At 68.3% G+C, this 13,415-nt stretch carries 14 protein-coding genes; 2 read left to right on the forward strand and 12 right to left on the reverse strand.

Features of this window, described 5'->3' with window-relative positions:
• Positions 1-342: 342 nt before the first annotated feature.
• From OB916_RS11930 to OB916_RS11980, 11 genes are read right to left on the reverse strand one after another with little or no spacing between them, the layout of a single operon-like run.
• Positions 343-1,143 carry an amylo-alpha-1,6-glucosidase gene (locus tag OB916_RS11930; protein ID WP_315909586.1) on the reverse strand — a complete coding sequence of 267 codons (801 nt, stop codon included), beginning with the start codon at positions 1,141-1,143 and terminating at the stop codon, positions 343-345.
• On the reverse strand, positions 1,043-1,423 hold the full coding sequence (locus tag OB916_RS11935) for a hypothetical protein (protein WP_315909522.1): 381 nt from the start codon (positions 1,421-1,423) through the stop codon (positions 1,043-1,045). The genes OB916_RS11930 and OB916_RS11935 overlap by 101 nt, the downstream gene beginning before the upstream one ends.
• Before the next feature lie 42 nt (positions 1,424-1,465).
• Entirely contained in the window at positions 1,466-3,121 is a 1,656-nt protein-coding gene (locus tag OB916_RS11940) for a proton-conducting transporter transmembrane domain-containing protein (protein WP_315909523.1), read from the reverse strand.
• Entirely contained in the window at positions 3,118-4,713 is a 1,596-nt protein-coding gene (locus OB916_RS11945) for a complex I subunit 5 family protein (protein WP_315909524.1), read from the reverse strand. Before OB916_RS11945 ends, OB916_RS11940 begins: the two co-directional genes overlap by 4 nt.
• Complete coding sequence (locus OB916_RS11950) at positions 4,710-6,173, reverse strand: proton-conducting transporter transmembrane domain-containing protein (RefSeq protein ID WP_315909525.1); 1,464 nt, start codon at positions 6,171-6,173, stop codon at positions 4,710-4,712. Before OB916_RS11950 ends, OB916_RS11945 begins: the two co-directional genes overlap by 4 nt.
• Positions 6,170-6,520 (reverse strand): cation:proton antiporter subunit C, encoded by a 351-nt coding sequence (locus OB916_RS11955; RefSeq protein WP_315909526.1) that lies wholly within the window; start codon positions 6,518-6,520, stop codon positions 6,170-6,172. Before OB916_RS11955 ends, OB916_RS11950 begins: the two co-directional genes overlap by 4 nt.
• The gene (locus tag OB916_RS11960) at positions 6,513-6,929 is read right to left on the reverse strand and encodes an MnhB domain-containing protein (protein ID WP_315909527.1); all 417 of its coding nucleotides are present in this window, start codon (positions 6,927-6,929) and stop codon (positions 6,513-6,515) included. Before OB916_RS11960 ends, OB916_RS11955 begins: the two co-directional genes overlap by 8 nt.
• On the reverse strand, positions 6,926-7,453 hold the full coding sequence (locus OB916_RS11965) for a DUF4040 domain-containing protein (RefSeq protein ID WP_315909528.1): 528 nt from the start codon (positions 7,451-7,453) through the stop codon (positions 6,926-6,928). The genes OB916_RS11960 and OB916_RS11965 overlap by 4 nt, the downstream gene beginning before the upstream one ends.
• The gene (gene mnhG / locus OB916_RS11970) at positions 7,450-7,764 is read right to left on the reverse strand and encodes a monovalent cation/H(+) antiporter subunit G (RefSeq protein WP_315909529.1); all 315 of its coding nucleotides are present in this window, start codon (positions 7,762-7,764) and stop codon (positions 7,450-7,452) included. Before mnhG ends, OB916_RS11965 begins: the two co-directional genes overlap by 4 nt.
• Before the next feature lie 28 nt (positions 7,765-7,792).
• Positions 7,793-8,059, reverse strand: a complete 267-nt coding sequence (locus OB916_RS11975) for a cation:proton antiporter (protein WP_315909530.1) — start codon at positions 8,057-8,059, stop codon at positions 7,793-7,795.
• Positions 8,056-8,919, reverse strand: a complete 864-nt coding sequence (locus OB916_RS11980; RefSeq protein ID WP_315909531.1) for a Na+/H+ antiporter subunit E — start codon at positions 8,917-8,919, stop codon at positions 8,056-8,058. The genes OB916_RS11975 and OB916_RS11980 overlap by 4 nt, the downstream gene beginning before the upstream one ends.
• Positions 8,920-9,023: 104 nt before the next feature.
• Here OB916_RS11980 and OB916_RS11985 point away from each other — a divergent pair, with 104 nt between their 5' ends.
• A complete protein-coding gene (locus OB916_RS11985; protein ID WP_315909532.1) occupies positions 9,024-9,398 on the forward strand; it encodes a DUF7857 domain-containing protein in 375 nt (124 codons plus the stop codon).
• Positions 9,395-10,093: a MinD/ParA family ATP-binding protein gene (locus OB916_RS11990; protein ID WP_315909533.1), complete on the forward strand. Its 699-nt coding sequence runs from the start codon at positions 9,395-9,397 to the stop codon at positions 10,091-10,093. Before OB916_RS11985 ends, OB916_RS11990 begins: the two co-directional genes overlap by 4 nt.
• Positions 10,094-10,102: 9 nt before the next feature.
• On the opposite strand, the gene carB is transcribed toward OB916_RS11990, so the two are convergent.
• Positions 10,103-13,333: a carbamoyl-phosphate synthase large subunit gene (gene carB / locus OB916_RS11995; protein ID WP_315909534.1), complete on the reverse strand. Its 3,231-nt coding sequence runs from the start codon at positions 13,331-13,333 to the stop codon at positions 10,103-10,105.
• Between the last annotated feature and the right edge of the window lie 82 nt (positions 13,334-13,415).

Genomic DNA, 13,415 nt, shown 5'->3' on the forward strand with positions numbered 1-13,415 from the left:
TTCGGGACAATAATGATCGTGGCGTCGATGACCTGATGGAAGAAATCGATCACCTGTTCGTTCATTCAACAGCTGACGCTAACGTGCAAAGCTGAGTTAGTAGTCATAACAGCCCGGGAGGAGTAGTTGTAGTACTTGTCTTTCCCGCTCATGCGTGTCTCACCGGTCTGTTCCGCGTGGAAATCGCGGACGAGCCTGCGTTCATACAGGACGAGACGCCGTCAAGGCGGAAACGACATCGGATGACAGCCATATCGGAGACGGGAAGCGGTCAGTCTCGACGGCGCGGTCGAGGCGTTCTCGAGTCGAATTGCAGCCCTGGTGTCGCCGAGAGAGGGAGAGTCAGGCGGTCCGCTGGGAGACTTCGTGTCTCCCGTTGTCCTGGCGGGACTGGAGCGCGGCGTGACAGACCAGCAGGGCGCCAGCAGCCCAGGCCTGTGGTTCGCAGGCCACGCCGTACTCGATCGGGACGGCCGTCCGGTCGCGCTCGAACCCGGCGAACAGTTCGGGAACCCTCCGGTTCCCGCGGGCGTCAGCGGCCTCGAAGAGCCCCTCAGCGACGCGTTCAGCAGCGCCGGGCCGGTCATAGTTGAGCATACCCAGGACGATCAGCGAGTTGTCGTGTGGCCAGACGCTCCCGAGATGGTAACTCTGCGGGTTGTACGCGTCGTGGTCGGCGGAGATCGTCCGGATTCCCCACCCCGAGAACATGTCGTCAGCGACCAGTCTGTCGACGACGGCGTCCGCGCGGTCCTCGGGGACGACCCCGCTCCAGAGACACTGCCCGGGGTTCGTGGCGACGCAGTCGACGGGCTCGTTGCCGCCGTCGAGCGCGACGGCGTAGAACTCCCGCTCCGGTAACCAGAACTGCTCGTCGAAGGAACGCTTGAGATCGCGGGCCCGCTCGCGAAGCGACTCCGCTTCGGTCTCCTCGCCGAACTCCGCATGGAGATCTGCCGCCCGGACGAGCGCGTCGTAGTAGTAGCCCTGTACCTCTGCCGGCGCGATCGGCCCCTCGGGAACAGCCGTACGATAATCCGTATCAGATGTCCAGACGATCGCGGCAGTCCTCGAAGAACCCCGGGACCGAGATCTCCGCGCCCTCGGCGAGCTTGATAACCACGCCCGTCTCGTCGGTGAGATAGAGGTGAACGGCCATCGCTTTCTCGTGTTTGACCAGCAACGCCTCGGCGTCGCCCAGGTGGAAGTAGACGTCCTCGACGTGATCACGGCTCAACACCGCCATCGAGCGGTGGATGATCGTCTCGAGTTCCAGACCGGAGATCTCGGTTTTGAGATCCTCGCGGATGTACTTCACCTTGTAGGAGAACGTCCGGTGGTTGAACGAGGCGACCCACCGGAGGTCATCCCCAAAGTTCGTCTCCAGCCACTCGACCAGCGCGTCGTAGTTCGGTGCGGCCATACCCATACAACGCCGCCGTCGGGTAAAAATCTGGAGGGTCAGTCAACTCAGCAAGAACACGACGACCAGCGCGGCGACGAGCGTCAACAGCAGGACGCTCCGTCCGATCGACGCGGGTCGGCCCACGTCGACACTGGCCGCCCGGTAGATCGCGACTCCAGTCGACCGGCGACTTCGACCGAGAGTGTCTGCGACGCCGGTGGCCGCCCGGACGACACTGTCCCGGAGCACCGCACCTGCCGGATGGTAGACGCTATCGAGATCCGGGACGGCTGTGATCCGCTTGAGCGGGCGCCGGAGAACGGCGAACGCGACCAGCCCGACCGCGGCGATCCCCAGTGCCTTCTCGAACTGCGAGGCGGCGAAGACCTTGGCGGCGTCCCTACCGGCCGGGAGCAGGTCCAGCAGGAGATCCGGAAAGAGTCCGAACCCGACGACGACCGCGGCAATTCCGCCCATCGCGGTGATCTGTGCGGGCGTGGCGCGGCCGGGGTCGTGACCGTACTGGTCGGCCCTGACGAACGCGTAGTAAGCGATCTTGGCGAAGGAGATCACGGTGCCTACACCGCCGACGAGAAGCATCCACCACAGCGCGTCCAGCCCGGCCGCGTCGACGCTATCGACGACCATCCCCTTGCTGACAAAGCCCGAGAAGCCCGGGATGCCCGAGATCGCCAGCGCGGCCACTGCGAACGCCGCTGCAGTCGCCGGCATCGCCCGGCCGAGGCCGCCGAGTCGCTTGAGGTTCTCCGTGCCGGTCTCGATGAGGACGACGCCGGCGATCATGAACAGCAACGTCTTGTAGAGGACGTTGTTCGCCAGGTGGGCCATCGCGCCACCGTAACCCAGCCCGGAGGCGACGCCGACGCCCGCGACCATGTAACCGACCTGCGAGACGATGTGGTACGACAGCAGCCGACGGAAGTCCGTCTGGAGGATGGCCATCGTCACGCCAAACAGCAGCATCGTGCCGCCAGCGTACGCAAGCAGGACGTTTCGGCCGGGGACGACGCGGACGAGCGTGTAGACGCCGACCTTCGTCGTGAAGCCACAGAGGACGACCGACGTAGTGACGCTGGGCCGGGGGTAGGTGTCGACGATCCAGACGTGGACGCCGAGCATGCCGACGTTGACGAGCACGCCCGCTGTGGCCAGGACGCGGGGGAGTCCGGTCGCGATTCCCGCAGCGTAGACGAAGGATCCGGTCGCGGCGTAGTGAGCGACGACCCCCGCGATGAGCAACGCACCGCCGATCTGGTGGTAGACCGCGTAGCGATAGCCCGCCCGGCCCGCCGTCGAGCGCCAGACGAGAACGGTCGCGGCGACAGCCATCAGCTCCCAGCAGACGACCAGCGTCAGCCAGTCACCGGCGAAGACAGCCCCGAGGCTCGCACCCGCATACGCCAGTGCGATCGCCGTCTCCTGGCGGTCGGCACCGCTCCCGTAGGCGTAGACGGTGTTCGCCGCGGCGATGAACGCGAGCACTCCACCGACGACGCGAGCGAATCCGTCGACTGCGACCGGGCGAGCCGGGAAGCCGAACAGCGTCGCGTCGGTGACGGTCCCCAGCGGCGTCGTCAGCGCGACGACGAGTGCACCCAGTGCGGCCAGGACGCCGGCAGCGTGGCCGATCCGTCGGGGGACGACGGCTGTGACGGCGGCCGCAACGAGCAGGAAGACCGCTGGCGGGACGATCATCCGAACACCTCCGCGACGGCCTCGGTGGCGAGGTCGAACAGCGGGAGTCGATCCGGAACGAGCCCCAGCACGATCGCGCCGAGCGCGACGGCGACCACCGGGACGAGCAGTGCCGGTGCGCTCTCCCGCCAGACCCGCGACGGAGCCTCCCAGGCGCGTGCGCCTGCACGGTCAGAGAGAGACGATCCCGCGGTCGACGCCGACGATTCGCCGTCAGGCGCGCCGCCGTCCGCCGCAGTGCGTCCGGCCTCGTCACGCGCTGGCCCCGAAGCGAGCGGGTCACCCCGGAAGAACGCGGCCCGGATCATCGGCCAGAACAGCAGCAGTTTCAGCACGCCGGCGGCCAGCAGCGCGGCCGCGAAGCCGATCGCGTCGGCGCGGAGGCTTCCGACGAGGAGGTACCACTTGCTGACGAACCCGGCGACCAGCGGGAAGCCCGCCAGTCCGGCAGCGGTGACGGCGAAAGCGGCCATCGCGACCGGGTGCCGGCGCCCGAGCCCGTCCATGTCGTCGACGTCCGTGACGCCGCTCTCGACGTACAGCAGGCCGGCGACGAAAAAGAGGGAGATCTTCATGAAGGCGTGGGCGGGGACGTGCAACAGCGCCCCGAAGACGGCCGTCCGCTCGGCCAGGCCGAACCCGAGCGCGATGTAGGCCAGTTGACTCACCGTCGAGTACGCCAGCGCGCGCTTGATCCGCGTCTGCCTGAGCGCGACCACGCCGGCGTACAGCATCGTCACCGCCGCGAGCGTCGACAGCGGCAGGCTCAACCCCAGATCCGCCACCGTCTCCGGGCCGTAGACGTGGGTGACCACCCGGCCCAGCCCGAACGCGCCGCTCTTGACGACCGCGACGGCGTGCAACAGCCCGGAGACGGGCGTCGGTGCGACCATCGCGGCCGGGAGCCAGGTGTGCAGCGGCACCAGTGCCGTCTTGACGCCGAACCCGGCGACCAGAAGACCGAACGCCGCCCGTGCGAGCAGCGGGTCGGCCGCGAGGCCACCGACGCCGCCCGGGACGAACGAGAGCGTGCCCGCGGCGACGTACACCAGCGACAGGCCCGCCAGCAACGCGACGCCGCCGCCCAGCGTGTAGAGGAGGTACGTCCGGCCGGCCGCTCGCGCCTCGTCGCTCTCGCTGTGGACGACCAGCGGGTAGGTCGCGACAGTCAGTAGCTCGTAGCAGACGAACAGCGTCAGGAGGTTCGCGGCCAGGGCAACGCCCATCGTCGCCGCGATAGAGGCCGCGAACGCGGCGAAGTACCGCCCCTGGGAAACCTCGTCGTGGCCGCGCATGTATCCGACGCTGTAGACCGAGGTCACGAGCCACAGCGTCGCCGCCAGCAGCGCGAACATCGCTCCCATCGGGTCGGCCCGCAGCGACAGTTCGACGTCGGCGACGTAGGTCCCGGCGACGGCTTCCGGGCGAGCGCCTGCGAGGACCACCCTCGCGAGCCACCCGGTGGCCCCGAGCGTCGCCAGCGCCGCGGCGAACGTCCAGGCCTCCCGGACGTTCGGGCGATCCCGGAAGTACAGAATCGCCAGGACCGCGGCGGCGGGCGCGACGACCACCGCAACCGGCAGGAGACTCACGGGACCACCCCCATTGCGAGGCCGGCATCCAGCCCGTCCAGTACCGGCGCGAGCCACCCTTCGACGAGGGGGCCGACGCCGCCCAGCGCGAGCGTCGCGAGCACGGCGACGGCGACAGCGGCGTACATCCCAGGTGAGGCCGCTCCAGTGGGCCCGGCATGGGTGTCACCCTCCCCGACGTACATCCGTTCGAGGACCCGGCCGAGATAGACAAGCCCGAACAGCGTGCTCGCCAGCACGAGCGCGGCGGCGGTCCACGAACCGGCCTCGATCGCGCCCAGCGCGATGTAGAACTTCCCGGCGAAGCCGACGGTCGGCGGGATGCCGATCAACCCGAGCGCGAGGACGGCAAAGCCGGCCGAGACATACGGGGAACGACGGGCCAGCCCGGCGTACTCCGCCACGGTCCGAACGTCGTGCGTCCGCGCGAGCAGACCGACGACGAGGAAACTCCCAGCTTTCATCACGGCGTGGCCGATCAGGTGGACGACGCTACCGGCAATGGCGGTCGGCGTGGCGACGACGAACCCGACGACGACGATGCCGAACTGCGCGAGCGAAGAGTACGCGAGCAGACGGGCGACCGACTCGGAGCGGTACGCCAGCAGACTCCCGGCGACGATGCTGGCGGCGGCCAGCCCCAGGAGCGCGGCGTCGACGACGGCCTCGGCGACGCCGGGGAACACCGCGAGCAGGAGTCGCCCGAGAGCGTAGGCCGCGACTGTCGAGGCCAGCGCAGCAAGCAGCGCCGCGACGCCCGGCGGCGCGGCCTCGTAGGCGTCCGGTTTCCAGGTGTGCAGCGGGAACAGCGCCACTTTCACCGACAGTCCGAGAACCATCAATCCCAGTGCCGCGAGCGCGAGGGGATCGCTGGCGGCCGGAAGCGCGGCCCGGAGCGCGGCCATATCCAGCGTCCCGGTCGCCACGTAGGCGTAGCCGACCCCGAAGAGGTACAGCGACGCGCCGACGGTGCCCACGAGGAGGTACTTCAGTGCCGCCAGCGCGGCCGCGCCGCGGTCCGCCTGGGCGACCATGCCGTAAGAGGCCAGTCCGCTGATCTCCAGGAAGACGTAGAGGTTGAACACGTCTGTGGTGACACAGACACCGGTCAACCCACCGATCAACAGGAGATAGAGGCTGTAGAACGCCCCCGAGCGCGGACCGCCCCGGCGCGTGTACGCGAGCACGGCCAGAGCCGCGAGCGCGATCAGGACGACGAACGGCGCGGAGAGCGCGTCGACCAGCAGACCGATGCCGAACGGCGCGGGAATCCCGGCGACCTGCGTCCGGACGGGGTCACCGGCCAGCGCCGCGGCGGCAACCCACACGGCGAGGACGCTCTGGACGAGCAAGACGCCGAGCGCCAGCGGCCAGCCGGTCCGCGGGCGCAGACGTGACGCCACCGCCGGGAGGGCGCTCCCGGCCAGCGGTACCGCGACGAGGAGTGCCGGGTCGATCACTCTCGACCCTCCTCGATGGCTGCCCTGACGGCGTCTTCCCTGAGCGTCCCGTATTCGGCGTGGATCCTGACCAGCAACGCCAGCGCCACCGCAGTCACCGAGACGCCGACGACGATAGCCGTCAGGATGAGCACCTGCGGCAGCGGGTTGGCGTACGGGCCTGCCTTCGCGACGTTGGGTGCGCTCCCGCCCTCTCGTGCCGCCGCGGTCACGAAGAACAGGAAGATACCTGTCTGGAAGACGTTCAGCCCCAGGACCTTCTTGACGAGGTGCTCGTCGTCGACGAGGACGGCCAGGCCGATCCCGACCAGGGCGATGGCCGCGAGATACGGCAGTCGCTCAAGCATCGTCGGCCCTCGCGAGTTCGAAGAAGAGCCCGGTCACGACGCTGGCGACGGTGACGCCGATGGCGACCTCGATCACCTCGACGGGGTAGACCGGCGAGACGCCGAAGGCCGTGGTATCCAGAAACGGCCGACCCACCACGAGGGCGGCCCCGGCGACGGCGGCGAACGACAGCAGACCGAGCGCGGCGAAAGCGACGATGCGGACGCCGGGAAGCGTGGCCTCGGTCTGGGAGACGCCGAAGGCGAACGCGAAGAGGACGGCGACGCTGGCGACGATGACGCCGCCCTGGAACCCACCGCCGACCGACTTCGTGCCGTGCAGCAGCGTGAACAGCCCGAACGTGAGGATGAAGGGCGCGACTACCCGGACCGTGTGGGTGACGACGGGGCTCTCGTGGTAGGGTTTCACGCGTCACCCCTCCCGCGGACGACCAGGACGGCGACGACGGCGGTGAAGACGACCGCGATCTCCCCGAAGGTGTCGAACCCCCGGAAGACGACAAGCACTGCCGTCACGGCGTTGTCGATCCCGTACGCGCCCGTCTCCTGGAGGTAGTACGCGGCGGCACCGTCGAACGCGGGTGCATCGGGGTCGCCGACTGCCGGAAGCGACGGGACCGTCGCGACCAGTGCCGCAGTCAGCGCCCCGACCACGATCACTACGGTGGGTGAAACCGACAGCGAGAACGACCGTCCGCCAACGGGACGGGTCGTCCGGGAGAGCACGGCGACGAACAGCGCGGTGACCACGCCGGCGCCGACTGCGGCTTCGGTCAGCGCGACGTCGGGGGCGTCGAAGACGACCCACAGCACTGCCAGCCCGAGGCTGTAGGCCGCGAACGCGACGGTCGCGACGAGGACGTCGCGGGCGAGTGCGGTCACGACGGCGACCGCGACCACGAACGCTAGCAGCGCGGCAACGAGCGGCGTCACTCTCCGTCCCCCCGGGTCCAGGGTTCGATACCTTGCTCGTGGGCCGACCTGACGATGGCGTGCGTGGCGGTGGGGCTCGTCACGAGGACAAACACCGCAAGCAGCGCGAGTTTCAGCGTCGGCTGACCCGCCCCGAAGACGACGGCTGCGCCGGCCAGCGCGAGCAGCGCCCCCAGCGTCTCGCTCTTGGAGGTGGCGTGGGCCCGGCTGTACAGGTCGGGCAACCGGACGAGACCGACGAGGGCGACGACGGTGAACGCCAGCCCGCCGGCGACGAGCGCGGCGGCGACCGCAGTGGCGGGGGCGACCATCAGCGGTCACCTCCTCGAAGGAGAGCCATCAGAGGACACCTCCGCGCTCGACGAGGAACTTCGCGAGCCCGATCGACAGCACGAAGTTCAGCAGGGCGTAGACCAGCGCCACGTCGAGGACGCCGGGCGCATCGAGGCCGGCAGCGACCAGCGCGAGGACGACGACGGTGATCGTCCCGACCGCGTTGACGGCGACGACGCGATCCTGGACGGTCGGGCCGGCGACCACGCGGTACAGCGTCCCGAGCCCCGCGAGGACGAACCCGGCTGCCCCGAGCAGGAGCCACTCGGTCACGACGCTCCCCCCTCGAAGACGAACCGGACGGCTCGCTCCAGCGGCCCGCCGGCCAGTCCCTCGCGGCTCTCGGCAGTCAGCGAATGGACGAGCAGCCCCTCCTCGTCGGCGTCGACGGTGAGCGTCCCCGGGGTCAGGGTGATGGCGTTGGCCAGCACCGCCCGGCCGAAGCGATCCTCGACGTCCGGCTGGAAGACAACGGTCTCGGGATCGATCGGAAGCGACGGGCTGAGGATGACCGCCGCGATAGCGACGTTGGCGCGAACGATCTCGTAGAGCAGGTACGGAAGGAACAGCGTCGCTCGCGCGATCCGGGGGAGGGTCCGCCCGACTGTCGGCTCGGTATCGAAGACGACGGGCGCGAGGGTCGCGGCGACGACGCCTGCGGCCGCAGCGCCGGTCACGAGATCGAACGGGTCGAGCGGGTCGCCCAGAAGGAGGTAGAACGCGTACGAGACGAGGAAGGTGCCGACGAACCGTCGGGTCGTCGCGCGGTGGCGAAGTCGAGGGTGGCGGGTCTGCCGGCCCGCCGGAGCGAGTTCGATCGGCGTCTCTGTGGCCTCGCGGACGGCGTCGGGCCCGAGCGTCCCGGGATCGACGAGAATCTGCTCGGCGTCGTCGGCACGGGCCCGGATCGCAGCCAGCGCGTCCGCCGTGTCGACGACCCGGACGGTCACCCCCGGAGGGACGTCGAGCCCCCCGAGTCGCCGCTCGACGGCGGCTCTCTCGTCGGGATCGACGAGAACGACGACCTCTACCGGGGTTCCGGATTCGACGACGGCGTCGCGGGCTTCCGCGAGCGCGTACTGGAGCGTTGGCTCGGCGGCGCCGGCGACGAGGAGTCGAGATGTGTCGGCCATGGAACCTCTGTACGACCCGGCAAACTTATACCCTCTCCCGGAACCGACCACGGCCACCAGTAGCCGTGTCCACATTTATATACGAATGCGCGGCGAGTAGCCGTATGGTCTCGATCGAGTCGGACGCCAGCAGGCGCGACGCCGTGACCCTCGTTTCGGTTCGGGTGTCGAACGCCCGGCGGACGCCCCAGCGCGTCACCATTCGGAGCAGGCTCGACGGGCCGGTCTGGGCGCCGCGGACGGGCGTCGTCGACGCGCCCGACTGGGACGACGGGGTCTGGACGGGGACGATCAGGCCGGGACGGACGCGAGGGATTGGGTTCGCGAGCCCGGCAACGCTTCCCGAGGTTCCAGGCCTCGATCCGGTCGAGCTCGTGGAGGCGAAGCGAGCGCACAACGACGAATCCGACCCGGAGGAGGTCGTCGCAAAACTGGAGGGATGGGCACCGCCGACAGCACTGTTCGCCGACGAGCCATGATCCTGGCCGTGTGTGGTGGCAAGGGCGGCGTCGGCAAATCGACGGTGTCGTTGAATCTCGCCCGCGAACTCGACGCTGTCGTCGTCGACGGTGACCTCACGACGCCGGATCTCCCCTGGGGGCGGGGGCCGGACCTCCACGACGTGCTCGCCGGGCGTGCGTCCCCGCTCGATGCCGTCGAGCGGATCGGAACCGTCGACGTACTCCCCTGCGGTCGGACGCTCGCCGGGGCGCGGGCCGCCGATCTGGAACGGATCACCGACGCCGTCGGTCCGCTCGATCGCCGGTACGGCCGGGTGATCGTAGACTGTCCTGCCGGCATGGGTGCAGACGTCGGCTCGCAACTGTTCAGTGCCGACGCCGCCGTCCTGGTGACCGTCCCGACGCGTGCGGGGCTGTCGAGTGCGCTCCGGACGCGCCAGCTGGCACGGGCACTCGAGACGCCAGTCGTCTCGGCCGTGCTCAACAAATCGACCGACGACGAGGTGATCGCCGACCGGCTCGAACGGGCGATCGGCGCACCGGCGGTCACGATCGAACGTCACGACGACGTCTCCCGGGCCCAGCGCACGTGGCAACCGGTTCGTGACGCCTGTCCGGACAGTCCGGTCGTCGAGGCGTTCGAGACCGTCGCGGAGACGATAACTGACGCCGAACGGGAACTCAGAGAACGAAGTCGTCGCGCTTCTGTTTGATCCCCGTGACTACCGTCCCCACTCGCGCTGGTCGGTGGGGCGCTCGCCGATGGCCTGGACGTTCAGCGGTTCGTCGGCGCTGTTGATCGCTTCGAGACCCGCCTCGCCGCTTTCGATCGTCGAGAAGTAGGTCACGGTCTCCTCGACGCAGGCTTCGAGGATCTCGCGGTTGCGCGAGAGCACGAGGTCGATCTCGCCGTTTCTGATCGCCTCGACGACGGCGTCGGTGTCCTCGAAGTCGTCGAGATCCACCGTCTCGAAGTGCTCTTCGTACCCGAGCACCGGCAGGTCGACCAGGGCCGTCCCCGCCAGGGGGATCGGCTTGCCGACAGCCATCTGTGCCTTCTGATAGGCCTTGCCGAAGCTGCCGGCAGTGCCCATGACCTCGCCGGTGGATTTCATCTCCGGGCCGAGACGCGGGTCGGAGCCGGGCAGGCGGTCGAACGGCAGGACGACCTCCTTGATCGAGACCTGATCGGGGATCTGCTCCTGGATGTCCAGTTCCTCGAGGGTCACGCCGGCCATGACCTGCGCGGCGATCTTCGCGATCGGGACGCCCGTGCTCTTGGAAATGAACGGCACCGTACGGGAGGAGCGCGGGTTCGCCTCCAGGACGTACACCGTACCGTCGCGAACTGCCAGCTGGACGTTGAGCAGGCCGACGGTATCGAGCGCTGTCGCGATCTGCTCGGTCACCTCGCGGATGCGCGGCATGACTTCCTTGATCTCCTGGCTGCGCGGCGGGATCATGCAGGCGGAGTCCCCGGAGTGGACGCCCGCAGTCTCGACGTGTTCCATCACGCCGCCGATCAGCACGTTCTCTCCGTCGGCCACGGCGTCGACGTCCAGTTCAACCGCGTCGGCGAGGAAGTCGTCGACGAGAATCGGCTTGTCCGGACTCACGCGGACGGCCTCCTCGATGTAAGTCTTGAGGTCCTCGTCGTTGTAGACGACGTCCATCGCGCGGCCACCGAGCACGTAGCTCGGACGCACCAGCACGGGGTAGCCGATCTCCTGGGCGAGTTCCAGCGCCTCCTCTTCGCTGGTGGCCGAGCCGCCCTCGGCCTGGGCGATGCCCAGGTCGTCCATCAGGCGGTTGAACCGATCGCGGTCCTCAGCGAGGTCCATCGCGTCGACACTGGTGCCCATGATCTCACAGTCCAGTCCCCGGCGTTCGATCTCCTGTTCGAGCGGGTGGCCGATGTCAACGGACGTCTGGCCGCCGAACTGAACCATCACGCCGTCAGCGTTGGTCGCTTCGATCACGTCCGCGACCTCCTCGGCGGTGATCGGCTCGAAGAACAGGCCGTCGGAGGTGTCGTAGTCCGTCGAGACCGTCTCGGGGTTGTTGTTGACGACGTGGGCGTCGATGCCCATCTCGCGTAGCGCGCGGACGGCGTGGACCGAACAGTAGTCGAACTCCACACCCTGGCCGATGCGGATCGGGCCGCCGCCGACCACGACGACGCTCTCGACGTCCCTGTCGACCATCAGTTCGTCGCGGTCGATGCCCGAGACCGGGTCCCGCGTCGAGTAGTAGTACGGCGTCGTCGCTTCGAACTCCCCGGCGCAGGTGTCGACCAGCTTGAAGTCCCGGTCGGTCGTCTCGGCCTCGACGGTCTCGACGGTGACGCTGTCTGGAATCGTTGATTCTGTGGCGGCCCCACCGTCGGCAGCCGCCTCAGTGCCCTCGTCACCGTCGTCTACCTCGACGTCCGCGGGCAGCCACGAGCGATGAGTGTCGTTGAACTCGCCGCCGGCGATGGCGGTGATCTCCTGGTCGGTGAAGCCGGCCTGGCCGGCGGTGTAGAAGTCGCCCTCGGCGGCCGCATCGGCGGCCTCGGCGACTTCCTGGTAGCGTTCGAGATACCACTCCTGGATGTCGGTCAGTCCGGCGATCTCCTCGACGGAGTAGCCCCGTCCGAACGCCTCGAAGATCGCGTACGTGCGGTCGGGCGTCGGGCGTTCCAGATACTCCGATTCGAGGGTCGCGTCGTCGACCTCGGTCCAGTCGACGGCGGGATCGTACTCGCTCGACCGGAGGGCCTTCAGCATGCTCTCGGGGAACGTCCGGCCGATAGCCATCGCCTCGCCGGTCGATTTCATCGCGGGGCCGAGCTCGAACTCGACGTCGCGGAACTTGTCTTTGGGCCAGCGCGGCACCTTCGTGACGATGTAGTCGATCGCGGGCTCGAAGGCGGCGGTCGTCTCGCCGGTGATTTCGTTTTCGATTTCGTGGAGGCGCTTGCCCATCGCGACCTTGGCGGTCACGCGAGCGATCGGGTAGCCCGTCGCCTTCGAGGCCAGCGCGGAGGAGCGGGAGACGCGGGGATTGACCTCGACGACGCGGTACTCGCCGCCGGGCGTTCCGTCGTCGTGCCACGCGAACTGGATGTTACAGCCACCCTCGATGCCGAGTTCGCGGATCACCTTCAGTGCGGCGTCGCGCATCTCCTGGTGACCCTTGTCGGGAATGACCTGGCTGGGCGTGACGACGATCGACTCGCCAGTGTGGATGCCCATCGGGTCGATGTTCTCCATGTTGCAGATGATGATCGTCGAGTCGGCGGCGTCCCGCATAACCTCGTACTCCAGTTCGACCCAGCCGTCGATGGACTCGGTGATCATCACCTCGTTGTTCCGCGAGAGGCGCAGCCCCTTGCGGGTGGCCTCCTTGAGTTCGTCCATGTCGTCGATGACGCCCGATCCTGCGCCACCCAGCGTGTAGGTCGTCCGCATGATGACCGGTAGCCCACCGACGCTCTCGACGGCCTCTTCAACCTCGTCCATCGACTCGATGGTGACGGATTGAGGGACCGGCTCGTTCACCTTGTGCATCCGGTCGCGGAACTTCTCACGGTCCTCTGTCGCGTAGATGGTGTCGAGGGGGGTGCCCATGACCTCGACGTCGTGCTCGTCGAGGACGCCTTCCTCGGCGAGTTCCGCGGTGACGTTCAACCCGGTCTGGCCGCCCAGCCCGGCGATGACGCCGTCCGGCTGCTCCTTGCGGATGATCTCGGCGATGGCCTCGGTGTTGATCGGTTCGAGATAGACCTTGTCGGCCATCTCCGGGTCGGTCATGATCGTCGCCGGATTGGAGTTGACGAGCACGACCCGTGCGCCCTCCTCCTGAAGCGCGCGACACGCCTGTGCGCCGGAATAGTCGAACTCCGCGGCCTGGCCGATCTGGATCGGGCCGCTCCCGATCAGCAGAATCGTGGGTCTTTCGTCGTCTGTCATTGTCCCACCGGAGTCCGCACATCGTAATAAGTCCGGCGAAAGATTACGAACCTCGAAATCGAGTTTCGGAAATCGTAATGTG

The organism is Halapricum hydrolyticum (genome assembly GCF_025517535.1).
Lineage (GTDB): Archaea > Halobacteriota > Halobacteria > Halobacteriales > Haloarculaceae > Halapricum > Halapricum hydrolyticum.

Excerpts from the sequence above, each read along its gene's own strand:
- OB916_RS11990 (WP_315909533.1), top strand. The coding sequence starts at position 9,395 with ATGATCCTGGCCGTGTGTGGTGGCAAGGGCGGCGTCGGCAAATCGACG.
- mnhG (WP_315909529.1), bottom strand. The coding sequence starts at position 7,764 with ATGGTCGCCCCCGCCACTGCGGTCGCCGCCGCGCTCGTCGCCGGCGGG.
- OB916_RS11955 (WP_315909526.1), bottom strand. The coding sequence starts at position 6,520 with ATGCTTGAGCGACTGCCGTATCTCGCGGCCATCGCCCTGGTCGGGATC.
- OB916_RS11940 (WP_315909523.1), bottom strand. The coding sequence starts at position 3,121 with ATGATCGTCCCGCCAGCGGTCTTCCTGCTCGTTGCGGCCGCCGTCACA.
- OB916_RS11935 (WP_315909522.1), bottom strand. The coding sequence starts at position 1,423 with ATGGCCGCACCGAACTACGACGCGCTGGTCGAGTGGCTGGAGACGAAC.
- OB916_RS11980 (WP_315909531.1), bottom strand. The coding sequence starts at position 8,919 with ATGGCCGACACATCTCGACTCCTCGTCGCCGGCGCCGCCGAGCCAACG.
- carB (WP_315909534.1), bottom strand. The coding sequence starts at position 13,333 with ATGACAGACGACGAAAGACCCACGATTCTGCTGATCGGGAGCGGCCCG.
- OB916_RS11985 (WP_315909532.1), top strand. The coding sequence starts at position 9,024 with ATGGTCTCGATCGAGTCGGACGCCAGCAGGCGCGACGCCGTGACCCTC.